Consider the following 25,100-nt stretch of genomic DNA (forward strand, 5'->3'; position numbering starts at 1 on the left):
GTAGTTGGGGGACTCCCCCTGTGAGAGTAGGACGTCGCTAGGCACATGATAAAAACCGTTCCCGTTGTGGAGCGGTTTTTTGTGCAAAAAAGCAGTGAATTAAAGGCTTAATTTCCTACTAATTGGATCCTGGACTCAGAAAAAGTGAATCATCGGCTTAGAAAGGGCTTCAATTCGATTCAGAAATCATTCTCCCCTTTAAAAATTATCAGCACTAACTCATTAAATGTTCATCAGTCCCCCTTTTTGCTCAGAAAAAGAGTCACTATAATAAATTTCATTCGAAAAACGATCATCAAAACACAGTCATAAAAACCCTCACCACATATATCCATAGTATGTGCACAACTATCTTCAATGAAGTTGTAATTCGTTGCAAATCTAAATCTCACTGTTGTATAATTTATGTCAAAGATAGTCAAAGTCAGAGGGGTGGGACTCGTGAAAAATATTTCCGACGTCATCGAAATTTATTTGAAAAAGGTTTTAGAAAATAGTGAAAGTGAAGTAGTGGAAATAAAGAGAAGTGAAATTGCAGATAAGTTTCAATGTGTGCCATCGCAGATTAACTATGTAATTAACACTCGTTTTACGCTAGAGAGAGGGTATGTGGTTGAAAGTAAGCGTGGCGGTGGCGGTTATATTCGCATTATTAAGGTGAAAAGCCACGATCAGTCTCATCTAATTGATCAGGTACTTGCGTTACTGCAGTCACATGTTCCACAAGCTGCAGCAGAGAATGTTGTATATCGATTGCATGAACAGGAATGTATTTCCAAAAGAGAGGCAAAGCTGATGTTAGGTGCGATGGATCGGGCATCACTGCAGCTAGAACTTCCGCTTCGAGATGAAATTCGTGCGCGTGTGTTAACGTCAATGTTAATGACGTTAAAGTATAAATGAATTTGCGAGGTGAATAGAATGCTTTGTCAAGAATGCCAAGAGCGTCCGGCAACATTACTTTTTACAAAAGTAGTCGACGGAAAGAAAACAGAGGTTCACCTGTGTCAGGTATGCGCACAAGATAAAGGGGATACGTTTCTTTCAAACGATGCGAGTTCGTTCTCATTTAATAACTTACTTGCAGGTCTTTTAAATATTTCTCCTGTTGTCCAACAAGCAAAGCAACCACAGCAAACGGAACACGATCAGGTTCGCTGTGATGGGTGTCATTTAACGTTTTCGCAATTTTTAAAGCTTGGTAAGTTTGGTTGTTCGCAGTGTTATGAATCTTTTCGAGCGCAATTACCTCCGATTTTAAAGAGACTACACAGTGGAAATAAGGTTCACCAAGGAAAGGTTCCAGCTCGCGTAGGAGGAACGATTCACGTGAAGCGCAAAATCAGTGAACTACGATTAGAGTTAAAAGGATTGATTGAACAAGAAGAATTCGAGCAAGCAGCGACAATCCGAGATCAGATTCGTTCACTTGAAAAGGGTATGCGTGAGCAGAGAGGTGAGCATTCATGACTTTAGAGAAATTTTTAACGCAGGCTGTTAGCTCATGGATGAGTGAGGAAGGGCCTGATTCAGAAATTGTCCTGTCGACGCGCATTCGACTTGCACGCAATAGTAAACATTATGCGTTTCCAACTGTTTTTACTGAAGGTGAGGCAAAGAATGTTTCAGCAGAGGTCAAAAAGGCCATGGAGCATGTGGAAGAGCCGCTTGAGTTACTTCAAATGAATGAACTAAAAGAACTTCAAAAACGAGTGCTTGTTGAAAAGCATTTAATTAGTCCGAACTTAGCTAAGAATTCAACTGCAGCTGCGGTTTGGTTGTCTGAACACGAAAATATCAGCATTATGGTTAATGAAGAAGATCATTTGAGAATTCAATGTCTTTATCCTGGACTTCAATTAAAAGAAGCGTTGGAAAAAGCAAATCAGTTAGATGACGTGTTAGAAGCACAGTTTGATTATGCATTTGATGAGAAATTTGGTTATTTAACGACCTGTCCTACAAATGTTGGTACAGGATTGCGGGCTTCTGTGATGATGCATCTACCAGGTTTAATGATGACGCATCAGATGAACAGAATTATTCCGGCAATTGGACAATTTGGTCTTGTTGCTAGAGGAATTTACGGGGAAGGTAGCGAATCTTTAGGTAACATCTTTCAAATTTCTAATCAAATCACGCTTGGGAAGTCTGAGGAAGACATTGTCGAGGATTTACTTCGAGTCGTTCATCAAATTATTGCCCAGGAAAAAGCCGCGAGAGAAGAGCTGGTTCAAACGTCTGGTATTAGATTAGAAGATCGCGTTTTTCGGTCGTATGGTGTTTTGCGCTACAGCCGAGTCATAGAATCAAAGGAAGCGGCTAAATGCCTTTCGGACATGCGTTTGGGCATTGATTTAGGTTTTATAAAAGATGTACCTAGGACGATCTTAAATCAATTGATGATTTTGACTCAGCCGGGTTTCCTTCAGCAATACGCTGGAGGGTTTTTAGGCCCATTTGATCGTGATTTGCGAAGAGCTTCTCTAATTCGAGAGAGATTGGAAATGGATGATTCACAGTATAAAGGAGGAACAGACCTATGATGTTTGGACGATTTACTGAAAGAGCACAAAAGGTATTGGCATTAGCGCAGGAAGAAGCAATCCGTCTGTCTCATTCAAATATAGGCACAGAACATATTTTGCTGGGGCTTGTTCGTGAAGGAGAAGGAATTGCGGCAAAAGCACTTCAAAGCTTGAATCTAAGTACCAATAAAATTCAAAAGGAAGTAGAAGAACTAATTGGTCAAGGGACTGAACAATCACCTAGCGTTCACTACACACCTCGCGCGAAAAAAGTAATCGAACTGTCAATGGACGAATCACGTAAGCTAGGTCATTCTTATGTGGGAACCGAGCATATCCTTCTTGGACTTATTCGTGAAGGAGAAGGCGTTGCTGCACGTGTATTAAATAACTTAGGTGTGAGTTTAAATAAAGCGCGCCAGCAGGTGTTACAGCTATTAGGTAGTAATGAAGCAAACGGGCATCAAGGGAGTTCAAACACTAATGCGAATACGCCAACGCTCGACGGTTTAGCTCGAGATCGAACGGTAATTGCACGTGAAGGCAGTCTAGATCCTGTTATTGGACGCAGCAAAGAAATTCAACGTGTGATTGAAGTACTTAGCAGACGTACAAAAAACAATCCTGTTCTAATCGGGGAGCCAGGTGTTGGTAAAACAGCCATTGCTGAAGGGTTAGCACAGCAAATTGTTCAAAATGAAATACCAGAAATTTTGCGCGATAAGCGTGTAATGACACTTGATATGGGTACAGTTGTTGCTGGTACAAAATACCGTGGTGAATTTGAAGATCGCTTGAAAAAAGTGATGGATGAAATTCGCCAAGCGGGTAACATCATTTTATTCATTGACGAGCTGCACACGTTAATTGGAGCAGGTGGAGCGGAAGGGGCAATTGATGCATCAAACATCCTGAAACCATCGCTTGCTCGTGGTGAATTGCAATGTATTGGTGCAACAACAATGGATGAGTACCGCAAATACATCGAAAAAGATGCTGCTTTAGAACGTCGCTTTCAACCAATTCAAGTGAATGAGCCAACAGCTGAGGAATCTGTTCAAATTCTTACAGGATTGCGTGATCGTTACGAAGCCCACCATCGTGTTTCCATTACAGATGCAGCAATAAACGCAGCAGTAAAACTTTCAGATCGTTATATCTCAGATCGTTTCTTACCAGATAAAGCAATTGATGTAATTGATGAAGCAGGATCAAAAGTGCGACTTCGTTCTTACACGACACCACCAAATTTAAAAGAGCTTGAAGTAAAGCTTGAAGAAATTCGTAAAGAAAAAGACGCTGCTGTTCAAAGTCAAGAGTTTGAAAAAGCAGCTTCGTTACGTGATTCTGAGCAAAAGACGAAAGAGAAATTAGATGAAACGAAGAGAATTTGGAAAGAAAAGCAGGGGCAAGAAAATACTGAAGTAACCGTTGAAGACGTAGCGCACGTTGTGTCGACGTGGACAGGTGTCCCTGTTTCTCGTCTGGCTGAAACGGAAACACAAAAACTTCTTAATCTAGAAGAAACATTACACGGACGTGTCGTTGGACAAAGTGATGCTGTGACAGCAATATCAAAAGCGGTTCGTCGTGCACGTGCTGGATTAAAAGATCCAAAACGTCCAATCGGATCATTTATTTTCCTTGGGCCTACAGGTGTCGGTAAAACTGAGCTTGCTCGTGCTCTAGCTGAAACGATGTTCGGTGACGAGGATTCGATGATTCGAATCGATATGTCTGAGTATATGGAGAAACACTCGACTTCACGTCTTGTTGGTTCACCTCCAGGTTATGTAGGGTATGAAGAAGGAGGTCAATTGACGGAGAAAGTTCGTCGCAAGCCTTATTCAGTTGTGCTTTTAGATGAAATTGAAAAAGCGCACCCAGACGTGTTTAATATTTTGCTACAAGTGTTAGAGGATGGTCGTTTGACAGATTCAAAAGGACGTACAGTTGATTTCCGTAATGTTGTGCTGATTATGACGTCAAACGTTGGGGCAAGTGCACTTAAATACAATAAACATGTTGGTTTTAACGTGCAAGACTCAAAACAAGATTACAAGGATATGAAAGGGAAAGTGCTTGAAGAATTAAAGCGTGCTTTCCGTCCTGAGTTCTTAAACCGTATTGATGAAATGATTGTCTTCCACGCATTAGAGAAAGGTCATCTAAAAGAAATCGTCATGCTTATGGCGAACGAATTGGTGAAGAGGTTGAAAGAGCAAGATATTAATCTCATCATTACGGAAGCTGCGAAAGAAAAAATTGCGGATGAAGGATATGACCCTGAGTACGGGGCAAGACCACTTCGTCGTGCGATTCAAAAACATATTGAAGATCGATTGTCAGAAGAACTTCTTAAAGGAAACGTGCTCACTGGGTACACGGTCGAAATTGATATTGAAGAAGGCCGATTTGTAGTGAATCGTAAAGAAGAAGTGCATTCAGCTACAATTTGAGAACTAAAGAGCAAGCGATTCGTTCAGCCAAGGCAAGCATAAAGAGTGATGCACAATTAGGCGCATTTTGTCGAATAGGTAGTGCGACTAATGACCTCGAGGGGCTAGCCGCTTGCGCTGGATGAATAATTACTCAAAGTAAATCCACATATATCTGATTTAACTATAATTTACTAATATAATAAAAATCTTTTGGTGCACGTGTTTTAATGTAACGTGCACCATTTTATTTGATAGACCATTTATAAGGAGTTGAGTGACTGCGTGGCAAAGAAGAAAACGAAATTCATGTGTCAGTCCTGTGGATATGAATCTGCAAAGTGGATGGGGAAATGTCCAGGATGTGGCGAATGGAATTCAATGGTTGAAGATGTAATGATTACTGGCAAACAACCGAGAAAATCCTTTACTCATACACCTGAGGGGGCTTTAACAAAAGCTACACCTCTTGTTGCCGTAGAATCGATTGAAGAACCGAGAGTAAAAACGAAAATCGCTGAATTAAATCGTGTATTAGGTGGCGGTGTGGTCCCTGGTTCACTTATTTTAATTGGTGGAGATCCTGGCATTGGGAAGTCTACGTTACTTCTGCAAGTATCCTCACAGCTAGCAGAAACGAACAACAAAGTTTTATATATTTCCGGTGAAGAATCAGTTAAACAAACAAAGCTTCGTTCTGATCGATTAAATGTTTCGTCAAAAGAACTTTATGTGTATGCAGAAACAAATTTAGAATCCATCCATCAATCTATCGAGCAATTATCCCCTGATTTTGTAGTCATTGACTCTATACAAACCGTCTATCATCCTGAGGTCACTTCCGCTCCTGGTAGTGTGTCACAGGTTCGTGAATGTACGGCCGAGCTCATGCGAATCGCTAAAACGAAAAACATCGCTGTTTTCATTGTAGGACATGTCACAAAAGAAGGTTCGATTGCGGGCCCGAGAATTTTAGAGCACATGGTGGATACTGTTCTTTATTTTGAAGGCGAACGCCACCATACCTATCGAATTTTACGCGCGGTAAAAAACCGATTTGGTTCAACGAATGAAATGGGCATTTTTGAAATGAAGGAAACAGGATTAGAGGAAGTCGCAAATCCATCGGAAATTTTTTTAGAAGAACGCTCTCAAGGTGCGGCAGGGTCGACCGTTGTCGCATCAATGGAAGGAACGAGACCAGTACTTGTTGAAATGCAAGCGCTAGTCACGCCGACGAGCTTTAATAATCCAAGACGAATGGCAACAGGTGTCGATCAAAATCGCGTGTCACTGTTGATGGCCGTCCTTGAAAAACGAGTAGGACTTCTATTACAGCAACAAGATGCGTATTTAAAAGTAGCGGGTGGCATACGATTGGATGAACCAGCAATTGATTTAGCAGTGGCGATTAGTATTGCATCAAGCTTCCGAGATCAACCATCGAATGCTTTTGATTGTATTATTGGCGAAGTTGGTTTAACAGGGGAAGTACGACGTGTGTCTCGGATTGAGCAGCGGGTGCAGGAGGCTGCCAAACTTGGGTTTAAACGAGTAATTATCCCATCTAATAACATTGGAGGATGGAAGTTCCCAGAGGAGATTCAAGTCGTTGGTGTTTCAAATGTCAATGAAGCGTTAAAGCAAGTATTGGGGGAGTAGAGGATGGAGGACAAGAAAAAGAAAGAGCGTCCAGTCGTTGATATCATTCAACTCGTTGCGCCAGGTACTCCACTTCGAGAAGGAATTGATAATGTCCTTCGTGCTAATACAGGGGGACTGATTGTCGTCGGTTATAATGACAAAATGAAATCAATTGTTGATGGAGGATTTCAAATCAATTGTCCGTTTTCACCGACGTATTTATACGAACTGGCTAAAATGGATGGTGCGATTATTTTAAATGAAACAGGTAGCAAGATTTTGATCGCGAATGCCCAACTTACCCCCAGTCCACTCATACCTTCATCTGAAACAGGTATGAGACACCGAACAGCAGACCGTGTTGCTCGGGAAACAAATGCACTGGTGATTGCAATTTCACAACGTCGAAATGTCATCACGCTTTACAAAGGAGCGTTCCGTTATGCGCTAAAAGAAATTGCTGTCATTTTGGCAAAAGCGAATCAAGCAGTTCAAACGCTTGAAAAATACCGTGTCGTGCTTGATCAAAGCATTTCAAATCTAACGTTGCTTGAATTTGAAGAGATGGTGACGTTTAGCGATGTTATACAAGTGCTTCATCGATTTGAGATGGTGCTACGCATAAAAAACGAATTGTTAATGTATTTAAATGAACTTGGTACAGAAGGTAGGCTTGTCCGTCTGCAATTAAATGAGTTAATTGCAGATATGGAAGAAGAAACGATGATGATCATGAGGGACTATGCCAAGGAGCGCCATATCAAATCATATGAAGTGATTCATCGTTTTCAAGAAATGGTCACGCCAGAAGTGCTAGACGATTCAATTATATTAAAGTTACTCGGTCATCAAGGTTATGTTGCACTTGAAGATGTGATTGAACCGCGTGGTTACCGTGTGTTAAATAAAATACCTCGTATCCCAATCAATATTGTGGAAAATTTGATCAATGAATTCATGAACTTAAATCAAATGGTTCGAGCTTCCGTCCAAATGCTTGATGATGTGGATGGAATCGGTGAAGTTAGGGCACGAAAAATTAAAGATGGCCTCCGTTTAATCAAAGACCAGTCCATTGCAGACAATCAGTTATAAAAAAATATTGTAGGATATGTAGATTTATGATATAATATGTCGTTTTGAATTAATTGACTTTCATATTCAGATCGTGCTACTCTTTTCACAAGAAGAATAGATATATAGGTAAAAACTAATCACTTACGAATGAAAGAGCATTATAAAGCAATGAAAGGTTTGAAATTTGTTAGATTGTAAATAATAAAACAAGGAGGTGAGGGAATGTTAAAAAGAATTATTCAATCTTGTTTTTTTATTATAGGTGGTACATTAGGAGTTTTTCTAATGCCGGCATTGTTACTAGGACCTTTAAATTTAGTGGATCATGCACTTATTAATAATCCTTACGTCACCGCGATTCTTGGAGCAGTGATCTTTTATGCATTATCGTTCTGGCTCATTGATTACGTGGTCAATTTTGTGAAGTGGGTTGAGGATAAGTTAATCAAAACACCAGTGACGGATATTTTATTTGGAACACTAGGACTTATTATCGGATTAATTGTTGCTTTCCTTCTAGGTGTTCCAATCAATAATTTTAAAATTCCGTTCATCGATCCTGTCATTCCAATCTTACTCACGCTTATTATTGGGTACCTTGGTTTTCAAGTTGGATTTAAGAAACGTGATGAACTGATTCAGCTTTTCTCCCGTACTGGAACAAGCAAGAAACAAGTGGATATTAATGGACAAGTACTTACACTAGAACAGCCAGTATCAAAACGTCATAAAATCCTTGATACAAGTGTGATTATTGATGGACGTATTGCTGACATTTGTCAGACAGGTTTTTTGGATGGTGAAATTGTCATTCCCCAATTTGTCCTTGGCGAGCTTCAGCACATTGCTGATTCATCTGATGCGCTAAAACGAAATCGTGGACGTCGTGGATTGGATATCTTAAAACGGATTCAGCGTGACATTCCGATTCAAGTGACGATTTATGAAGGTGACTTTGAAGAAATTCAAGAAGTCGATAGTAAACTAGTGAAACTTGCGAAATTGCTAAATGGAATTGTTGTAACGAATGATTTTAATTTAAATAAAGTATGTGACTTGCAGGATGTCCAAGTATTGAATATTAACGACCTTGCCAATGCAGTGAAACCAGTAGTTCTTCCTGGTGAAGAGCTCCATGTTCAAATGATTAAAGACGGCAAAGAGCACAACCAAGGTATTGCGTATCTAGATGATGGTACGATGATTGTCGTGGAAGATGGCAAGAACTATATCGGTAAACACATTGATGTTATTGTGACGAGTGTACTGCAAACGTCAGCTGGTCGTATGATTTTTGCGAAGCCGAAAGCGTATGGAAAAGCGCTATAATTTAACGTGTGAACAGGAGCTAAAACCATGGAATACGAAGTAGTGATCCCTGCTGCAGGGCAAGGAAAACGAATGGGTGCGGATCGTAATAAGCTGTTACTTGAGGTAGAAGGGAAGCCGATTATCATCCATACGCTCGAGGTGTTTGAAAAAGATGTGAATTGCCTAGGCATTATTTTAGCTATTCACGCTAGCGACCGAGAAGAGCTGGTATCCCTTTTTAATCAATTTAATATTTGTAAGGTCATTCATACGGTTGAAGGCGGAAGAGAACGACAGCAAAGTGTGCACAATGCACTTAAAAAAGCTTCATGTGACATTGTCCTCGTTCACGATGGGGCCCGCCCGTTTATCCAACCCTCGACGATTCAAAAGCTTGTGCAAACAGCGAATGATAGCGGAGCAGCGATTGCAGCGGTTCCAGTGAAAGATACAATAAAAGTGGTGCGTAAAGGAACTGTGGATAAAACAATTGAACGTTCTAGCTTGTGGTCGATCCAGACGCCACAAGCTTTTCGTCTTTCCATGATCATTAAAGCTTACGACGAAGCTGAGCTCGATGGTGTGATGGGAACGGATGACGCATCACTCGTTGAAAAAATGGGTGAAAAAATTCAAGTTGTTGAGGCAGATTATGATAATATAAAGCTGACGACAAAAGAAGACTTAATTTTCGCTGAAGCGATTTTTAAAAAAAGAAGACGAAGCTAACTCCATCAAAATATACATAGAGAGGGGAGATACGAATGTTTCGAATTGGCCAAGGATACGATGTCCATCAGCTGACAGAAGGACGACCGCTTATTATAGGGGGTGTTACGATCCCTCATGAAAAAGGCTTGCTAGGTCATTCGGATGCAGATGTTTTGTTACATGTTGTAGCAGACGCGGCGCTTGGAGCGATCGGAGCGGGAGATATCGGAAAACATTTTCCTGATAATGACCCTGCATTTAAAGGTGCCGATTCAGGCAAACTTCTTCAGCACGTATGGGACCTTGTGAAAAAAGAAGGCTACATACTAGGGAACATCGATTGCACGATTATTGCACAAAAACCAAAAATGGCGCCACATATCGAATCAATGAGGACGCGTATTGCTGAACTTATAGAAGCATCGCCGGCCCAAGTGAATGTGAAAGCAACGACAACGGAAAAGCTTGGTTTTGCAGGTCGTGAAGAAGGAATTGCTGCACAAGCAACCATTTTACTGCAAGCTACTAACTAATAAGTATTTAAACTATAGGAGGATTATTATGTCATCAGAAATTCGTGTGCGTTATGCACCAAGTCCGACAGGGCATTTACATATAGGAAATGCACGAACAGCTTTATTTAATTATTTGTTTGCTAAAAATAAAGGTGGTAAATTTATTATTCGAATTGAAGACACTGACCAAAAACGTAACATCGAAGGCGGGGAACAATCCCAGCTTAACTACTTAAAGTGGTTAGGTATTGAGTGGGATGAAAGCGTGGATGTCGGTGGAGAATATGGTCCATATCGTCAGTCTGAGCGTAACGATATTTATTCAAAACACTACAACGAGCTGCTTGAAAAAGGATTAGCATACAAGTGTTACTGTACACCTGAAGAACTTGAAGCAGAGCGCGAGGCACAAAGTGCACGCAACGAAATGCCACGTTACAGCGGAAAATGCCGTCATTTAACAGATGAACAGCGTGCCGCTCTTGAGGCAGAAGGACGCGAACCAAGCATTCGTTTTGCTGTGCCAGCAGGGAAGGTCTACACGTTCAACGATATGGTAAAAGACGATGTTTCATTTGAATCAGATGGCATTGGCGACTTTGTTATAGTGAAAAAAGACGGTATCCCAACATATAACTTTGCCGTTGCAGTAGATGATCACTTTATGAAGATTTCTCACGTGCTACGTGGAGATGACCACATTTCTAATACACCTAAACAAATGATGATTTTTGAAGCGTTTGGTTGGGATGTACCCGTGTTTGGTCACATGACTTTGATTGTAAATGAAAATCGTAAAAAGCTGAGCAAGCGTGATGAGTCGATCATTCAATTTATCGAGCAGTACGAAGGCTTAGGTTATCAACCAGATGCATTATTTAACTTCATTGCAATGCTTGGATGGTCACCAAATGGGGAAGAAGAAATTTTCTCGAAGGATCAATTCATCGAGATCTTTGATGCGGATCGTTTATCGAAATCACCAGCTGTCTTTGATCAACAAAAGCTTGTGTGGATGAACAACCAGTATTTGAAAAACCTTGATTTAGATCAAGTTGTTGAGCTTGCTATGCCGCACCTTGAAGAAGCGAAGCGCATTTCAAAAGATCGTTCAGCTGAAGAGGATGCATGGGTGCGTAGCCTTGTTGCGCTCTATCAAGAACAAATGAGTTATGGTGCAGAAATCGTTGGACTGTCCGAGCTGTTTTTCAAAGATGAAATTGCATATGATGAAGAAGCCAGTGCAGTGTTAGCAGAAGAGCAAGTACCAGAAGTGATGGCTGAGCTTCGAAAACAACTTGAAGAACTTGATTCGTTTGAAGCAGCTGAAATTAAAAAGTCGATTAAAGTAGTTCAAAAACAAACAGGTCATAAAGGCAAAAAGTTATTTATGCCAATTCGTGTAGCGGTAACAGGGCAAACGCATGGTCCCGAATTGCCAAATTCAATTGAGGTGCTAGGAAAAGAACGTGTCCTAACCCGCATAAGCAAGCTTTCAAATTAACATTTTCGAAAAAAAAGTATATAGTATATAGTAACACTAGAAGACGATGAAAAAGAACTCGTCTTTGTAGGTAATTACACACGAAATATATTTAAAGCATAGATGAGGAAGAGTAAAGAAATGATGCCAATAAGAGAGAACCACCACTGGCTGAGAGTGGTTCAGGCTACTCGTTTTTTGAAGTGCCCCTCAGAGTCTTTTGCCGAACTTTAGTAGGTAAGAGCGGTTCAGGCCGTTATCCTGATAAGTGGGGAGCAGTGAATGATTGCTGTTTCAAACAGAGTGGAACCGCGCAAACAAAAGCGTCTCTGTCAATCGACAGAGGCGTTTTTTCTATGGGAATGGGGCAATGGGGATAATTACAGGTCATTGGTATGAGCCGTAATAGGGCAACAGAGGAGGGGTGGTACAATGTTTAGGAATATCAAGGAAGACATAGAAACAGTATATGACCAAGATCCTGCTGCACGTTCATCGTTTGAAATTATCTTAACGTATTCTGGACTACATGCGATTTGGGCGTATCGAATTGCGCATAAGTTTTATCGTCGAAAATTGTATTTTATTGCCCGGGTAATATCGCAGATTGCACGATTTGCCACTGGGATCGAAATTCACCCAGCAGCTAAGATCGGTCGGAGGTTCTTTATTGATCACGGTATGGGTGTGGTCATTGGTGAAACGTGTGAAATTGGTGATAATGTCACGGTGTTTCAAGGCGTCACGCTCGGCGGAACTGGGAAAGAAAAAGGAAAACGTCATCCGACTTTAGAGGATAATGTACTAATCGCAACAGGTGCGAAGGTGTTAGGTTCCATCGTTATTGGCGAAAATTCTAAAGTAGGGGCAGGTTCGGTTGTGCTGCATGATGTGCCAACGCATTCAACGGTCGTCGGCATTCCAGGGAAAGTCGTCATTAAAGATGGTGTGAAGGTTCGACGAGACCTTGACCATCAGGATATGCCTGATCCAGTGTTTGATCGCTTGTGCATACTTGAAAAAGAATTAGCTTCTGTAAAAGAACAAATGAAGAAAGAGAAAGGGGAGCTTAATAAATGAGCATCCAACTATACAATACATTTACTCGAAATAAAGAACCTTTTAAACCACTTGAAGAAGGAAAAGTGTCCATGTATGTGTGTGGTCCAACTGTTTATAATTATATTCATATAGGAAATGCACGTCCGCCGATCGTTTTTGATACGGTTCGACGTCACTTAGAATACCGCGGATACGATGTGAAGTATGTGTCGAATTTTACAGATGTTGACGATAAATTAATTCGTGTAGCTAACGAATTAGGTGAAGATGTCCCAAGCATTGCGCAACGCTTTATCGACGCATTCTTTGAAGATGTTGAAGCACTCGGATGCAAACGAGGAAGCGAACACCCTCGGGTAACAGAGAACATTGAATTGATTGTTGATTTTATTCAAGCATTGATCGATAAAGGGTATGCCTATGAATCGAGTGGAGATGTTTATTATCGTACACGAAAGTTTAAAGACTACGGCAAGCTTTCTCATCAATCGATTGATGAACTCCGAATTGGTGCAAGAATTGCGAGTGACGAGCGTAAAGATGATGCACTTGATTTCGTCCTATGGAAAGCGGCAAAAGAAGGAGAGATTTCCTGGGAAAGTCCGTGGGGGAATGGACGTCCAGGGTGGCATATTGAATGCTCAGCTTTGGCGCGTAAGTATTTAGGTGACACAATTGACATTCATGCGGGTGGACAGGATTTAGCCTTTCCTCATCATGAAAATGAAATTGCGCAGTCGGAAGCAATAACAGGTAAGTCTTTTGCAAACTATTGGATGCACAATGGCTACATCAACATTGACAATGAAAAAATGTCAAAATCTCTCGGGAATTTTGTGCTCGTTCACGATATCCTAAAAGAACACGACCCTCAAGTTTTGCGTTTCTTTATGCTTTCTGTACATTATCGTCACCCGATCAATTACAACCTTGAACTTTTAAACGCAGCAAAAGCTGGTCTGGAACGATTAAGAACAGCTTACGACAATATTCTTCACCGTAAATCTTCCAGCGCGGGACTAACGGAAGAAAACAACAAGTGGTTAAATGATATCGAAAAAATAAAAGAAGCCTTTGGAGAAGCGATGGATGATGATTTTAACACGGCAAATGCTATTTCTGTATTGTTCGACTTATCTCGTCAAGCAAACATGTATTTACGTGAAAAAAACACTTCGGATGAAGTTTTAAATGCTTACCTTACAGCATTTGATGAATTAGCAGGTGTGTTAGGATTGACAATGCAAAAACAAGAAGAATTACTGGATGAAGATATTGAAGAGTTGATACAGAAGCGTGAACAAGCGCGTAAAGATCGCAATTTTGCGGTAGCTGACGAGATTCGTAACCAGTTAAAAGACTTAAATATTTTATTGGAAGATACAGCGCAAGGCATTCGTTGGAGAAGAGGGTAGGGCATGGAACTAAAAAGTGAATATAAACTAAATCCGCAACAACTCAATGCGTTAGCTCTAGCTTACATGGGAGATGCTGTCTACGAACAATATATTAGGCATCATCTCTTGATAAACGGAATGGTACGCCCTAACTTTCTTCAAAAAACGTCTATTCAATATGTTTCAGCACGTGGACAGGCGTTTGTATTAAAAGTAATGACTCAAAAAGATTGGTTCACAGAGGAAGAGCAGGCCATTATCCGTCGTGGACGAAATGCAAAATCAGGCTCCACCCCTAAAAATGTAGACGTTCAAACGTATCGTTACAGTACGTCGTTTGAGGCACTGATTGGCTATTTGTATTTAACTGAGCAAAAAGAACGCTTGGAGCAAATTGTGGAAGAAGCGATCAAGATCATAATGGACAAGCAGAAAGGAGAACAGTGATGAGCCAAGAATTTATCGGAGGAAAAAATCCTGTTATCGAGGCGTTAAAATCAGGACGCGATATCAATAAAGTATGGATTGCAGAAGGCTCCCAAAAAGGGCAGATGCAGCAAGTGATTCATCATGCAAAAGAAGCGGGAGTTCTCGTGCAATTTGTACCGAAGAAAAAAATCGATCAATTGCTTGAAGGTCAGCATCAAGGTGTAGTAGCTTCTGTTGCGGCGTACCAATATGCAGAAATTGACGATATGCTTGCACTAGCAAAAAGCCGAGGTGAGGAGCCATTTATTCTTTTGTTGGATGAACTTGAAGATCCACATAATTTAGGGTCCATTATGAGAACAGCAGACGCCATCGGTGTTCACGGTATTGTCATTCCGAAGCGCCGAGCTGTTGGCTTAACAGCGACGGTGGCAAAATCTTCAACCGGCGCAATTGAGCACGTACCTGTTGCGCGCGTGACTAATCTTGCTCGAACTATCGATGATCTAAAGGAACTTGGTCTGTGGATTGCCGGAACGGATGCAAAAGAGAGCGAAGATTACCGTCGATTTGATGGCACAATGCCCCTAGGACTCGTGATTGGAAGTGAAGGTCGCGGTATGGGTCGATTGATTCGAGGGAAATGCGATTTCCTTATCCATTTACCGATGACAGGACATGTTACATCGTTGAATGCTTCCGTTGCAGCGAGCATCTTGATGTATGAAATCTATCGTAAACGTCACCCGTTAGAGGGATAATGTTCAATGAACAATATCCTTCTTGTTGATGGATATAACATCATTGGAGCTTGGCCGGAATTAACCGAACTTAAACAACATAATTTAGCTGCAGCCCGTGACCGCTTAATTGAACTGATGGCTGAGTATCAAGGCTACACCGGGTATCGTGTTATTGTTGTGTTTGATGCGCAGTTTGTTCAAGGCATCGCGAAAAAACACAAAAATTACCGAATCGAAATTGTGTTTACACGTGAAAGTGAAACGGCAGATGAACGGATTGAAAAACTGGCGATTGAACTAAATGACATTAAAACACAAGTCATCGTTGCAACAAGTGATTTTACAGAACAATGGGTGATTTTTGGTCAAGGGGCGTTACGAAAGTCAGCCCGTGAATTTTTAATCGAAATGAAACAGATCGAGAAAAAAATAGCGAAAAGAGTCCAACGAATTCAAGGGGAGCGCCCTATTTCAAAAATTCCTTTGACGGATGAAATAGCCGAAACATTCGAAAAATGGCGACGAGGAAATAAATGAGTAGTTGACGCTCGAAATTCGTGTGCCGTATAATGATTTTATCTATTTGTTTCTGTGCGGTCGGGGGGATCCAGTTGAACGAATACAAACGGGTATCAAATGATCGGGAAATATTTCAGCTGATGGAAGATGATTCGATTATTGAACTAGTACACAACGGAAATAGTGAAGCGCTTGATTTTTTGATTAACAAGTATCGTAACTTTGTCAGAGCAAAAGCTCGATCTTATTTTTTGATCGGTGCGGATAAAGAGGACATTATTCAAGAAGGCATGATTGGACTGTATAAAGCGATTCGAGACTATAAAGAAGAGAAGTTGACATCGTTCAAAGCTTTTGCTGAGCTTTGTATTACTCGCCAAATCATCACAGCCATTAAAACGGCTACACGACAAAAACACATTCCGCTAAACTCGTATGTATCGCTTGATAAGCCAATTTATGATGAAGAATCTGACCGAACACTAATGGATGTGGTTTCGGGAGCAAAGTCAACAGATCCAGAAGCACTCATCATCCACCGAGAAGAATTCAGTAAAATAGAAGGCAAGGTGGCAGAGGTGTTAAGCGATCTTGAACGGCAGGTGCTGTCGCTTTACCTCGATGGTCAATCCTACCAAGAGATATCGGAGGAATTAGGCCGTCATGTCAAATCGATTGATAATGCACTACAACGTGTAAAACGCAAGCTAGAGCGCTATTTACAAGCGCGAGAGCTGACACTTTGACCCTGTCGCTTATTGACAGTCTAGTGACAAGATGTTATTTTTTTATGTATTAAGAAACTATATTTTTGAAATAAATATGGGTAAATAGACTTTTGTCTTTTGTCATCGAGCTCCATGCTGTAAGCTACTCGTGGGTCTATTTCACTTTAAAGGAATGACAATCATGAGTAAAAAGTTAATTCTAGCTTGTTCAACTTGCGGTGCACGGAATTATTTTGTTCCTCAAGGAAAAGACAAGCAGTCCTATAGATTAGAAATAAAAAAGTTTTGTCGTTTTTGCAACGCCCATACATCACACAAAGAGACGATTTGAAGTTGGGCTCGTTCGTTCCCTGTCCAAGGCAGACGGACAACCGAAATAACATTGGTTGGAGGGTACATCAGCATGGGTAAAATCAGTAAATTCTTCCGCAACGTTGCTTCTGAAATGCGTAAGGTCAGCTGGCCAAAGCGTAAGGAGCTTACTCGCTATACGATTACGGTGCTTAGTACAGTCATATTTGTAGCTGTGTTTTTTGCAATTGTTGATCTAGGTATTTCTGCCGTTATTGACTGGATCTTGTAATGGATGATGGAGATTCTCTTCGCGTATGCGAAAATTTTCGTGTACAATAGGGAGAGAAATAAAAAAGCCCGTTTAGCGGGTTTTTTCATTGGAGAAAATAAGTTTGAAAAAAACGATCATATTTGATTGTACGTATAGGGTAGACTGATCAAGCCACTTACACATTTAAGTCGTATCTAGTTCCTAGCGGTAAGTTCATGGGTTTGTTGACAAAGGGCGGGCGTCAACCTTCCCGTCCATCTTATGCTTATTGTAGCTAAAGGGGCGCTTTGTAATTTAAAATTTAGAAAGGGGTGCCAACGTGGAGAAAAATTGGTATGTAGTTCATACGTATTCTGGTTATGAAAATAAAGTTAAAATGAATTTAGAAAAACGCGTTGAAACCATGGGAATGTCGGATAAAATCTTCCGCGTAGTCATTCCTGAAGAAGAAGAAACCGAGATTAAAGATGGTAAAGCAAAAACAGTGAAACGTAAAACATTCCCTGGTTACGTTCTTGTTGAAATCGTGATGACCGATGACTCTTGGTATGTCGTTCGAAATACACCTGGTGTAACAGGTTTCGTTGGTTCATCTGGTGGCGGATCGAAGCCAACGCCATTGCTTCCTGAAGAAGTAACACAGCTATTGAAACAAATGGGAATGCAAGAAAAGACCATTGAGGTCGACTTTGAAGTTGGCGAAAGCATAACGGTTAATGAAGGACCATTCGCTAACTTTGCTGGTGTAATTGAGGAGATTGACACAGCAAAAGGAAAAGTGAAAGTTCTTGTAAATATGTTTGGCCGTGAAACACCAGTGGAGCTTGAATTTACACAAGTTAACAAAATATAATTAGAAACATGTTGAATTTTAATTTGAAAGATGGTAATATCTTTAAAGTCAGTATGTCTCAATAGAGAGACTGAACTATCACTTACATTCTTAATATAAAAGAATCGATTTTGAGTGGGAGGGTATAACCCTATTACCACATCACGGACTTAAGGAGGTGTGTCTCGTGGCTAAAAAAGTTATTAAATTGGTAAAGCTTCAAATCCCAGCCGGGAAAGCTAATCCAGCTCCGCCGGTAGGTCCTGCATTGGGTCAAGCTGGTGTCAACATCATGGGATTCTGTAAAGAGTTCAATGCTCGTACAGCTGATCAAGCTGGTCTTATTATCCCTGTTGAAATTACGGTTTTTGAGGACCGTTCATTTACATTCATTACGAAAACTCCCCCTGCTGCAGTTCTTCTTAAGAAAGCAGCTGGTATCGAGTCAGGTTCAGGTGAACCTAACCGCAATAAAGTAGCGACTGTTAAGCGTGACAAGGTACGTGAAATCGCAGAAACAAAAATGCCAGATCTTAACGCAGCTGACGTTGAAGCAGCTATGCGTATGGTTGAAGGTACGGCTCGTAGCATGGGTATTACGATTGAAGACTAATTGATGCATGGCTTGGACGAGGTTGCGAAGTTGAAAAGTTTTTTCACTCGCAACCTTTATACGTGGGAGGTTATTCCGCTAAAACCACAATCGAGGAGGAAATAAAGAAATGGCTAAAAAAGGTAAAAAGTACGTTGAAGCAGCGAAACTTGTAGACCGCACTACAGCTTATGAAATCAACGAAGCGATTGATCTTGCGAAGAAAACAAGTTCAGTGAAATTCGATGCAACAGTAGAAGTGGCGTTCCGTCTAGGAATCGATACACGTAAAAATGATCAACAAATCCGTGGAGCAGTTGTACTTCCAAACGGAACTGGTAAAACGCAAAGTGTTCTTGTTTTCGCTAAAGGCGAAAAAGCGAAAGAAGCTGAAGCGGCTGGAGCTGACTTTGTTGGCGAAGGTGATCTAGTTCAAAAAATCCAAGGTGGTTGGTTCGACTTTGACGTAATCGTTGCTACACCAGATATGATGGGTGAAGTTGGTAAACTTGGGCGTGTCCTTGGACCAAAAGGCTTAATGCCGAACCCGAAAACTGGCACTGTGACATTCGATGTTGAGAAAGCTGTTAAAGAAATCAAGGCTGGTAAAGTTGAATACCGTGCTGAAAAAGCAGGTATCATCCACGTGCCAATCGGAAAAGTTTCTTTTGACTCTGCTAAGCTTGTTGAGAACTTCAATGCGATTTTTGACACAGTTCAAAAAGCAAAACCTGCTTCATCTAAGGGAACTTACATGAAGTCTGTGGCTGTATCAACAACAATGGGTCCTGGAATTAAGGTTGACCCATCTTCAGTTGTAACAAAGTAATAAACAAAAAATAATATTGACAGAGCGTTTGGTTTCTGCTAGTATTTAATATGTTGTGTAAGTATATAACCATTTGTACCGTAGACAGTAGGTGTCCGCTTGGACTTAATTTCCTGCCGAGGTCATTGCGATTTAAAGATGAAATCTTTTTATTGAAATGATACGCCTCTATGTCTACAAAAGACATAGAGGCTTTTTGATTGATCGACCGGTATAAATGACGCTCCAGATAAATCTACAGGAGGTGTTAAGATGAGCAGCATTATCGAGCAAAAGAAACAACTTGTAACAGAAATCCAAGAGAAGCTTCAAGGAAGTGTGTCAACAATTGTTGTTGACTATCGTGGACTATCTGTTGCGGAAGTAACTGAGCTACGTAAGGAACTTCGTGAAGCGGGTGTTGAGTTCAAAGTTTATAAAAACTCTATGACTCGCCGTGCAGCAGAAGGGGCTGGTCTTGGAGGTTTGAACGAAAACCTAACAGGACCAAACGCAATTGCATTCTCTACAGAGGACGCAGTTTCGCCAGCGAAGATCATCAACAACTTCGCTAAAAAACATGAGGCACTTGAAATTAAAGCTGGTGTCATGGAAGGTAATATTATCTCCGTTGAAGAAGTTAAAGCTCTTGCTGAACTTCCATCACGAGAAGGTCTTCTTTCTATGCTTCTTAGCGTACTTCAAGCACCAATTCGTGGTCTTGCGGTTGCTACTAAAGCAGTTGCAGATCAAAAAGAAGAACAAGGCGCTTAATTTTAAGCCATTATTAACCGGATGATGAAAATCATCTAAAAAAATTAAAACATCCACTAAGGAGGAACTATATCATGACTAAAGAACAAATGATCGAGGCTATCAAAGAAATGACAGTTCTTGAACTAAACGATCTTGTTAAAGCAATTGAAGAAGAATTTGGCGTATCTGCTGCTGCTCCTGTAGCTGCTGCTGGTGCTGCAGGTGGCGAAGCTGCTGCAGAGCAAACTGAATTTGACCTGATCCTTACACAAGCTGGATCTCAAAAAATCAAAGTTATCAAAGCGGTTCGTGAAATCACTGGTCTTGGCTTGAAAGAAGCTAAAGAAATAGTAGATAACGCTCCTAAAGCACTTAAAGAAGGCATTGCTAAAGAAGAAGCTGAAGAATTTAAAGCTAAGCTTGAAGAAGTTGGAGCTGGCGTAGAAGTTAAGTAATAACTTGGTGTAGAAAAAAGCTCGCTTGAATAGGCGAGCTTTTTTTAACGAAGAAATTATTGTAGGAGGGTGATCTGGCATGTCAGATCATTATTATTCCAAAACCCCTGGAGCAAATAGCAATCCGCAATGGTGGAATTTCCTTTTGCGCGGATATGAAATGCGATTTAAAACAGACCATGGTGTCTTTTCGAAACGAGAAGTAGACTTTGGCTCCAGGATATTAATTGAAGCGTTCACTGAACCGGAAATCGAAGGACCGTTATTAGACGTCGGATGTGGCTATGGGCCAATCGGACTTTCTTTAGCAAAAAGCTTTGCGAATCGCCAGGTGCATCTTGTAGATGTCAACAATCGTGCGCTAGACCTAGCGCGAGAAAATGCCTTACAGAATGACGTTTCTTCTGTAAAGGTATACGAGAGTGATTGCCTTGACCAAGTAACACCGACGAATTTCGCGGCAATTTTAACAAATCCTCCAATCCGAGCTGGCAAAAGGGTTGTTCATCGAATTTTAGAACAGAGTGTCGATCGACTAGCTCCAGGCGGAGAGTTGTGGGTGGTCATTCAGAAAAAACAAGGTGCACCCTCTGCTAAAGCGAAGTTAGAAGAACTTGTTCAAGACGTAAAAGTAGTGGATAAAAACAAAGGCTACTTTATTCTAAAAGCAAAAAGGGTTTGACCACCTTTTTTACGTGTGCTAGTATTGTAGGATGCAAAATTATTATCGTCACTAAGTATGTCCTTTTGTATAAAAGGATAAGTTAATGGAAATAATGGTTTAAATAATTGTACGTAAAATGGAAAATGTGGTTATTATAACCTCGTTTTCTATTTGTCTTATGTCCATTGTGTGATGACATTGAGCACATTGGGCACAATCAAAACGCTTGATTTGAGGGGTGAATCAGTTGACAGGTCAACTTGTTCAGTATGGACGACACCGCCAGCGCAGAAGTTTTGCGCGCATCAATGAGGTATTGGAACTTCCAAATCTGATTGAGATCCAGACGGCTTCATATGAATGGTTTTTAGAAGAAGGATTGAGAGAAATGTTTCGCGATATTTCCCCAATCGAAGACTTCACTGGAAATCTTTTGCTAGAGTTTATCGATTATAGCCTTGGAGAACCAAAGTATTCAGTAGATGAATCCAAGGAGCGTGATGTAACATATTCTGCTCCGCTCCGAGTTAAGGTTCGGTTGTTGAATAAAGAAACAGGTGAAGTAAAAGATCAAGATGTATTTATGGGAGATTTCCCTGTCATGACTGAAACGGGTACGTTTATCATCAACGGTGCTGAACGTGTAATCGTATCTCAGCTTGTTCGTTCACCAAGTGTTTATTTCCATGGTAAATTAGACAAAAACGGTAAGAAGGGCTTCGGAGCGACGGTGATTCCTAACCGTGGTGCGTGGCTAGAGTATGAAACGGATGCAAAAGACGTCGTGCACGTTCGAATTGATCGCACACGTAAGTTGCCAGTAACTGTTTTATTACGTGCATTAGGGTTCGGCACAGATCAAGAAATGATTGATTTGCTCGGAGACAATGAATATCTTCGTAATACGCTTGAGAAAGATAATACGGAAAGTGTTGAAAAAGCACTTTTAGAAATCTATGAACGTCTACGTCCTGGTGAACCACCAACAGTAGAGAATGCAAAGAGCCTTCTAGAGTCGCGATTCTTTGATCCAAAGCGTTATGACCTAGCAAATGTAGGTCGCTATAAAATGAATAAAAAGCTTGATATTAAGAATCGTCTTTTCGGTCAAGTTCTAGCGGAAACGCTAGCGGATCCTGAAACAGGTGAAATCTTAGCAGAAAAAGGAACAACGCTTGATCGTCGTAATTTAGATAAGTTAATCCCGTATCTTGAAATGGGAGTAGGCTTCAAGAAGGTCAATCCAGCTGGAAGTGTAGTTGAGGGAGATTTAACAATTCAATCAATTCGCATCCAAGTTCCAAATGCAGATAGTGACAAAGAAATCACCTTAATTGGAAACGCGTATGTAGATGATAGTGTTAAGAACATTACGGTTGAGGATATCATTTCGTCAATTAGTTATTTCTTTAACCTTTTACACGGTGTCGGTCTTACAGATGATATCGACCACCTTGGAAATCGTCGTCTGCGTTCTGTAGGTGAACTCCTTCAAAATCAATTCCGCATCGGGTTATCCCGTATGGAACGTGTTGTTCGTGAAAGAATGTCGATCCAAGACACTAATACGATCACACCTCAGCAACTCATCAATATTCGTCCGGTTATTGCATCAATTAAAGAGTTCTTTGGTAGCTCTCAATTATCGCAGTTTATGGACCAAACAAATCCGCTTGCTGAGTTGACGCATAAACGTCGTCTATCAGCACTTGGACCCGGTGGTTTGACACGAGAACGCGCAGGCTTTGAAGTGCGTGACGTTCACTACTCTCACTACGGTCGTATGTGCCCAATTGAAACGCCTGAGGGACCAAATATCGGTCTGATCAACTCCCTATCTAGTTTCGCAAAAGTAAATCGTTTTGGTTTTATCGAAACACCTTACCGCCGCATTGACCCTGAGACGGGAAAAGTAACGGATCGTATCGATTACCTAACGGCTGACGTAGAAGATAATTACGTAGTTGCACAAGCAAACGCTCGTCTTGGTGAAGATGGCTCATTCCTTGATGAAGAAGTAGTTTCCCGTTTCCGCGGTGAAAACACTGTAATCAGGCGTGATCGTCTCGACTACATGGACGTTTCTCCGAAGCAGGTAGTTTCTGCAGCGACAGCATGCATTCCTTTCTTAGAAAACGATGACTCCAACCGCGCTCTAATGGGAGCGAACATGCAGCGTCAAGCAGTTCCATTGATGAATCCAGAAGCTCCATTTGTAGGTACAGGTATGGAACACGTTTCTGCGAGGGATTCAGGTGCTGCTGTTATTAACAAACATGAAGGTATTGTTGAACGCGTTCAAGCAAGCCAAATTTGGGTTCGACGTCTTGTCGACATTGACGGCAAGGAAACAGAAGGCGATCTTGATAAATACAAAATGCAAAAATTCATTCGTTCAAACCAAGGAACATGTTATAACCAACGCCCAATCGTGGCAGTTGGCGACCGTGTTGTAAAAGGAGAAATTCTTGCAGATGGTCCATCGATGGAAAAAGGCGAGCTTGCACTAGGAAGAAACGTGCTCGTTGGTTTCATGACATGGGATGGATACAACTATGAGGATGCTGTCATTATGAGTGAGCGTCTGGTAAAAGACGACGTATACACGTCGATTCATATTGAAGAATATGAGTCAGAGTCACGTGATACAAAGCTTGGACCAGAAGAAATCACACGTGATATTCCAAACGTTGGGGAAGATGCATTGCGCAATCTTGATGAGCGTGGAATCATTCGTGTTGGTGCAGAAGTAAAAGACGGTGACATCCTTGTTGGTAAAGTAACGCCTAAAGGGGTTACAGAATTAACAGCGGAAGAACGTCTTCTACACGCTATTTTTGGTGAAAAAGCACGTGAAGTTCGTGATACTTCCTTAAAAGTGCCTCACGGTGCCGGTGGAATTATCCTTGATGTGAAGATCTTTAACCGTGAAGACGGCGATGAACTTCCACCTGGAGTGAATCAACTTGTCCGTGCGTATATCGTCCAAAAGAGAAAAATCTCTGTTGGGGATAAAATGGCGGGGCGTCACGGAAACAAAGGTGTTATTTCGCGTATTCTTCCAGAAGAAGATATGCCTTATATGCCAGATGGCACCCCGATTGACATCATGTTAAACCCACTTGGTGTACCATCACGTATGAACATCGGACAAGTTCTTGAAATGCACATAGGAATGGCTGCTCGCGCAATGGGAATCCATATTGCAACGCCAGTATTCGATGGAGCGAACGAGGAAGATGTTTGGGCAACGATCGAAGAAGCAGGTATGTCACGTGACGGTAAAACGGTACTTTATGATGGAAGATCCGGTGACCCGTTCGACAATCGTGTATCCGTTGGGATTATGTATATGATTAAACTGGCTCACATGGTTGATGATAAGCTTCACGCTCGTTCAACTGGACCTTACTCACTTGTTACTCAGCAGCCACTAGGTGGTAAAGCTCAGTTTGGTGGACAACGTTTTGGTGAGATGGAAGTTTGGGCACTTGAAGCATATGGTGCTGCTTATACACTACAAGAGATTCTTACAGTTAAGTCAGATGATGTTGTTGGTCGTGTGAAAACATACGAAGCCATTGTCAAAGGGGATAGCGTACCTGAACCGGGCGTACCTGAATCATTCAAAGTATTGATCAAAGAGCTTCAAAGCTTAGGTATGGACGTTAAGATGCTATCAAGTAACGATGAAGAAATTGAAATGCGTGACCTTGATGAAGAAGAAGAAGTTCATCAAGCGGATGCATTGAACATTGCTCCGGAAGCCGGTGTAGCGTCATCAGAAACCGTTGCAACAAAAGAATGAACACTATTGTGCAGATAACCGACAAAAGGGCAAAT

At 41.2% G+C, this 25,100-nt stretch carries 25 protein-coding genes and 2 other annotated features; all 25 genes read left to right on the plus strand.

Annotated features, from left to right (window positions below):
- Positions 1 to 441 precede the first annotated feature (441 nt).
- The 25 genes from AB1471_RS12870 (at position 442) to rpoB (ending at position 25,065) form a co-directional block, all read left to right on the plus strand.
- Positions 442 to 903, plus strand: coding sequence for a CtsR family transcriptional regulator (locus AB1471_RS12870; RefSeq protein WP_367780177.1), 462 nt, complete (start codon positions 442 to 444; stop codon positions 901 to 903).
- A gap of 18 nt (positions 904 to 921) precedes the next feature.
- On the plus strand, positions 922 to 1,470 hold the full coding sequence (gene mcsA, locus AB1471_RS12875; RefSeq protein WP_367780178.1) for a protein-arginine kinase activator protein McsA: 549 nt from the start codon (positions 922 to 924) through the stop codon (positions 1,468 to 1,470).
- The gene (mcsB, locus tag AB1471_RS12880; protein ID WP_367780179.1) at positions 1,467 to 2,546 is read left to right on the plus strand and encodes a protein-arginine kinase McsB; all 1,080 of its coding nucleotides are present in this window, start codon (positions 1,467 to 1,469) and stop codon (positions 2,544 to 2,546) included. The genes mcsA and mcsB overlap by 4 nt, the downstream gene beginning before the upstream one ends.
- Positions 2,543 to 4,987 carry an ATP-dependent protease ATP-binding subunit ClpC gene (gene clpC / locus AB1471_RS12885; RefSeq protein ID WP_367780180.1) on the plus strand — a complete coding sequence of 815 codons (2,445 nt, stop codon included), beginning with the start codon at positions 2,543 to 2,545 and terminating at the stop codon, positions 4,985 to 4,987. Before mcsB ends, clpC begins: the two co-directional genes overlap by 4 nt.
- A gap of 264 nt (positions 4,988 to 5,251) precedes the next feature.
- Positions 5,252 to 6,628, plus strand: a complete 1,377-nt coding sequence (radA, locus tag AB1471_RS12890; RefSeq protein WP_367780181.1) for a DNA repair protein RadA — start codon at positions 5,252 to 5,254, stop codon at positions 6,626 to 6,628.
- 3 nt (positions 6,629 to 6,631) lie between these two features.
- The gene (gene disA, locus AB1471_RS12895; protein WP_367780182.1) at positions 6,632 to 7,705 is read left to right on the plus strand and encodes a DNA integrity scanning diadenylate cyclase DisA; all 1,074 of its coding nucleotides are present in this window, start codon (positions 6,632 to 6,634) and stop codon (positions 7,703 to 7,705) included.
- Positions 7,706 to 7,909: 204 nt separating this feature from the next.
- Positions 7,910 to 9,016 carry a PIN/TRAM domain-containing protein gene (locus tag AB1471_RS12900; protein WP_367780183.1) on the plus strand — a complete coding sequence of 369 codons (1,107 nt, stop codon included), beginning with the start codon at positions 7,910 to 7,912 and terminating at the stop codon, positions 9,014 to 9,016.
- Positions 9,017 to 9,043: 27 nt separating this feature from the next.
- On the plus strand, positions 9,044 to 9,727 hold the full coding sequence (ispD, locus tag AB1471_RS12905) for a 2-C-methyl-D-erythritol 4-phosphate cytidylyltransferase (RefSeq protein ID WP_367780184.1): 684 nt from the start codon (positions 9,044 to 9,046) through the stop codon (positions 9,725 to 9,727).
- 35 nt (positions 9,728 to 9,762) lie between these two features.
- Entirely contained in the window at positions 9,763 to 10,242 is a 480-nt protein-coding gene (ispF, locus tag AB1471_RS12910; RefSeq protein WP_367780185.1) for a 2-C-methyl-D-erythritol 2,4-cyclodiphosphate synthase, read from the plus strand.
- Between the two features lie 28 nt (positions 10,243 to 10,270).
- Positions 10,271 to 11,728 (plus strand): glutamate--tRNA ligase, encoded by a 1,458-nt coding sequence (gltX, locus tag AB1471_RS12915; RefSeq protein ID WP_367780186.1) that lies wholly within the window; start codon positions 10,271 to 10,273, stop codon positions 11,726 to 11,728.
- 90 nt (positions 11,729 to 11,818) lie between these two features.
- Positions 11,819 to 12,041 (plus strand) — a binding site (T-box leader).
- Between the two features lie 98 nt (positions 12,042 to 12,139).
- Positions 12,140 to 12,787: a serine O-acetyltransferase gene (gene cysE / locus AB1471_RS12920; protein ID WP_367780187.1), complete on the plus strand. Its 648-nt coding sequence runs from the start codon at positions 12,140 to 12,142 to the stop codon at positions 12,785 to 12,787.
- The gene (gene cysS / locus AB1471_RS12925) at positions 12,784 to 14,184 is read left to right on the plus strand and encodes a cysteine--tRNA ligase (protein ID WP_367780188.1); all 1,401 of its coding nucleotides are present in this window, start codon (positions 12,784 to 12,786) and stop codon (positions 14,182 to 14,184) included. Before cysE ends, cysS begins: the two co-directional genes overlap by 4 nt.
- Before the next feature lie 3 nt (positions 14,185 to 14,187).
- Positions 14,188 to 14,613 carry a Mini-ribonuclease 3 gene (locus AB1471_RS12930; RefSeq protein ID WP_367780189.1) on the plus strand — a complete coding sequence of 142 codons (426 nt, stop codon included), beginning with the start codon at positions 14,188 to 14,190 and terminating at the stop codon, positions 14,611 to 14,613.
- Positions 14,613 to 15,356: a 23S rRNA (guanosine(2251)-2'-O)-methyltransferase RlmB gene (gene rlmB / locus AB1471_RS12935; RefSeq protein WP_367780190.1), complete on the plus strand. Its 744-nt coding sequence runs from the start codon at positions 14,613 to 14,615 to the stop codon at positions 15,354 to 15,356. Before AB1471_RS12930 ends, rlmB begins: the two co-directional genes overlap by 1 nt.
- Before the next feature lie 6 nt (positions 15,357 to 15,362).
- Positions 15,363 to 15,875, plus strand: a complete 513-nt coding sequence (locus AB1471_RS12940; protein ID WP_367780191.1) for an NYN domain-containing protein — start codon at positions 15,363 to 15,365, stop codon at positions 15,873 to 15,875.
- Positions 15,876 to 15,907: 32 nt separating this feature from the next.
- On the plus strand, positions 15,908 to 16,603 hold the full coding sequence (gene sigH, locus AB1471_RS12945) for an RNA polymerase sporulation sigma factor SigH (protein WP_367780192.1): 696 nt from the start codon (positions 15,908 to 15,910) through the stop codon (positions 16,601 to 16,603).
- A gap of 163 nt (positions 16,604 to 16,766) precedes the next feature.
- Positions 16,767 to 16,916 carry a 50S ribosomal protein L33 gene (gene rpmG, locus AB1471_RS12950; RefSeq protein WP_367780193.1) on the plus strand — a complete coding sequence of 50 codons (150 nt, stop codon included), beginning with the start codon at positions 16,767 to 16,769 and terminating at the stop codon, positions 16,914 to 16,916.
- Positions 16,917 to 16,988: 72 nt separating this feature from the next.
- Positions 16,989 to 17,168 carry a preprotein translocase subunit SecE gene (gene secE, locus AB1471_RS12955; protein ID WP_367780194.1) on the plus strand — a complete coding sequence of 60 codons (180 nt, stop codon included), beginning with the start codon at positions 16,989 to 16,991 and terminating at the stop codon, positions 17,166 to 17,168.
- A 301-nt stretch (positions 17,169 to 17,469) separates the two neighbouring features.
- Positions 17,470 to 18,003: a transcription termination/antitermination protein NusG gene (nusG, locus tag AB1471_RS12960; RefSeq protein WP_367780195.1), complete on the plus strand. Its 534-nt coding sequence runs from the start codon at positions 17,470 to 17,472 to the stop codon at positions 18,001 to 18,003.
- A 166-nt stretch (positions 18,004 to 18,169) separates the two neighbouring features.
- Positions 18,170 to 18,595 (plus strand): 50S ribosomal protein L11, encoded by a 426-nt coding sequence (gene rplK / locus AB1471_RS12965; protein ID WP_367780196.1) that lies wholly within the window; start codon positions 18,170 to 18,172, stop codon positions 18,593 to 18,595.
- A gap of 109 nt (positions 18,596 to 18,704) precedes the next feature.
- Positions 18,705 to 19,403, plus strand: a complete 699-nt coding sequence (rplA, locus tag AB1471_RS12970; RefSeq protein WP_367780197.1) for a 50S ribosomal protein L1 — start codon at positions 18,705 to 18,707, stop codon at positions 19,401 to 19,403.
- A gap of 60 nt (positions 19,404 to 19,463) precedes the next feature.
- Positions 19,464 to 19,610, plus strand: a sequence feature (ribosomal protein L10 leader region).
- Between the two features lie 45 nt (positions 19,611 to 19,655).
- Positions 19,656 to 20,156, plus strand: coding sequence for a 50S ribosomal protein L10 (rplJ, locus tag AB1471_RS12975; protein ID WP_367780198.1), 501 nt, complete (start codon positions 19,656 to 19,658; stop codon positions 20,154 to 20,156).
- Positions 20,157 to 20,230: 74 nt separating this feature from the next.
- Positions 20,231 to 20,593 (plus strand): 50S ribosomal protein L7/L12, encoded by a 363-nt coding sequence (gene rplL / locus AB1471_RS12980; protein WP_367780199.1) that lies wholly within the window; start codon positions 20,231 to 20,233, stop codon positions 20,591 to 20,593.
- A gap of 79 nt (positions 20,594 to 20,672) precedes the next feature.
- A complete protein-coding gene (locus AB1471_RS12985; protein ID WP_367780200.1) occupies positions 20,673 to 21,275 on the plus strand; it encodes a class I SAM-dependent methyltransferase in 603 nt (200 codons plus the stop codon).
- 229 nt (positions 21,276 to 21,504) lie between these two features.
- Positions 21,505 to 25,065 (plus strand): DNA-directed RNA polymerase subunit beta, encoded by a 3,561-nt coding sequence (gene rpoB, locus AB1471_RS12990; protein ID WP_367780201.1) that lies wholly within the window; start codon positions 21,505 to 21,507, stop codon positions 25,063 to 25,065.
- The last annotated feature ends 35 nt before the right edge of the window (positions 25,066 to 25,100 follow it).

The sequence above is a fragment of the Jeotgalibacillus marinus genome, from assembly GCF_040801915.1.
Classification (GTDB): Bacteria; Bacillota; Bacilli; order Bacillales; family Jeotgalibacillaceae; genus Jeotgalibacillus; species Jeotgalibacillus marinus.

Bases quoted from the DNA above. Each gene is read 5' to 3' on its own strand.
- mcsB (WP_367780179.1), top strand. From the start codon at position 1,467: ATGACTTTAGAGAAATTTTTAACGCAGGCTGTTAGCTCATGGATGAGT.
- gltX (WP_367780186.1), top strand. From the start codon at position 10,271: ATGTCATCAGAAATTCGTGTGCGTTATGCACCAAGTCCGACAGGGCAT.
- rplJ (WP_367780198.1), top strand. From the start codon at position 19,656: ATGAGCAGCATTATCGAGCAAAAGAAACAACTTGTAACAGAAATCCAA.
- secE (WP_367780194.1), top strand. From the start codon at position 16,989: ATGGGTAAAATCAGTAAATTCTTCCGCAACGTTGCTTCTGAAATGCGT.
- AB1471_RS12940 (WP_367780191.1), top strand. From the start codon at position 15,363: ATGAACAATATCCTTCTTGTTGATGGATATAACATCATTGGAGCTTGG.
- ispF (WP_367780185.1), top strand. From the start codon at position 9,763: ATGTTTCGAATTGGCCAAGGATACGATGTCCATCAGCTGACAGAAGGA.
- mcsA (WP_367780178.1), top strand. From the start codon at position 922: ATGCTTTGTCAAGAATGCCAAGAGCGTCCGGCAACATTACTTTTTACA.
- ispD (WP_367780184.1), top strand. From the start codon at position 9,044: ATGGAATACGAAGTAGTGATCCCTGCTGCAGGGCAAGGAAAACGAATG.
- rplA (WP_367780197.1), top strand. From the start codon at position 18,705: ATGGCTAAAAAAGGTAAAAAGTACGTTGAAGCAGCGAAACTTGTAGAC.
- cysE (WP_367780187.1), top strand. From the start codon at position 12,140: ATGTTTAGGAATATCAAGGAAGACATAGAAACAGTATATGACCAAGAT.
- rlmB (WP_367780190.1), top strand. From the start codon at position 14,613: ATGAGCCAAGAATTTATCGGAGGAAAAAATCCTGTTATCGAGGCGTTA.
- rpmG (WP_367780193.1), top strand. From the start codon at position 16,767: ATGAGTAAAAAGTTAATTCTAGCTTGTTCAACTTGCGGTGCACGGAAT.
- sigH (WP_367780192.1), top strand. From the start codon at position 15,908: ATGATTTTATCTATTTGTTTCTGTGCGGTCGGGGGGATCCAGTTGAAC.
- AB1471_RS12985 (WP_367780200.1), top strand. From the start codon at position 20,673: ATGTCAGATCATTATTATTCCAAAACCCCTGGAGCAAATAGCAATCCG.
- clpC (WP_367780180.1), top strand. From the start codon at position 2,543: ATGATGTTTGGACGATTTACTGAAAGAGCACAAAAGGTATTGGCATTA.
- AB1471_RS12930 (WP_367780189.1), top strand. From the start codon at position 14,188: ATGGAACTAAAAAGTGAATATAAACTAAATCCGCAACAACTCAATGCG.
- disA (WP_367780182.1), top strand. From the start codon at position 6,632: ATGGAGGACAAGAAAAAGAAAGAGCGTCCAGTCGTTGATATCATTCAA.
- rplL (WP_367780199.1), top strand. From the start codon at position 20,231: ATGACTAAAGAACAAATGATCGAGGCTATCAAAGAAATGACAGTTCTT.
- cysS (WP_367780188.1), top strand. From the start codon at position 12,784: ATGAGCATCCAACTATACAATACATTTACTCGAAATAAAGAACCTTTT.
- AB1471_RS12900 (WP_367780183.1), top strand. From the start codon at position 7,910: ATGTTAAAAAGAATTATTCAATCTTGTTTTTTTATTATAGGTGGTACA.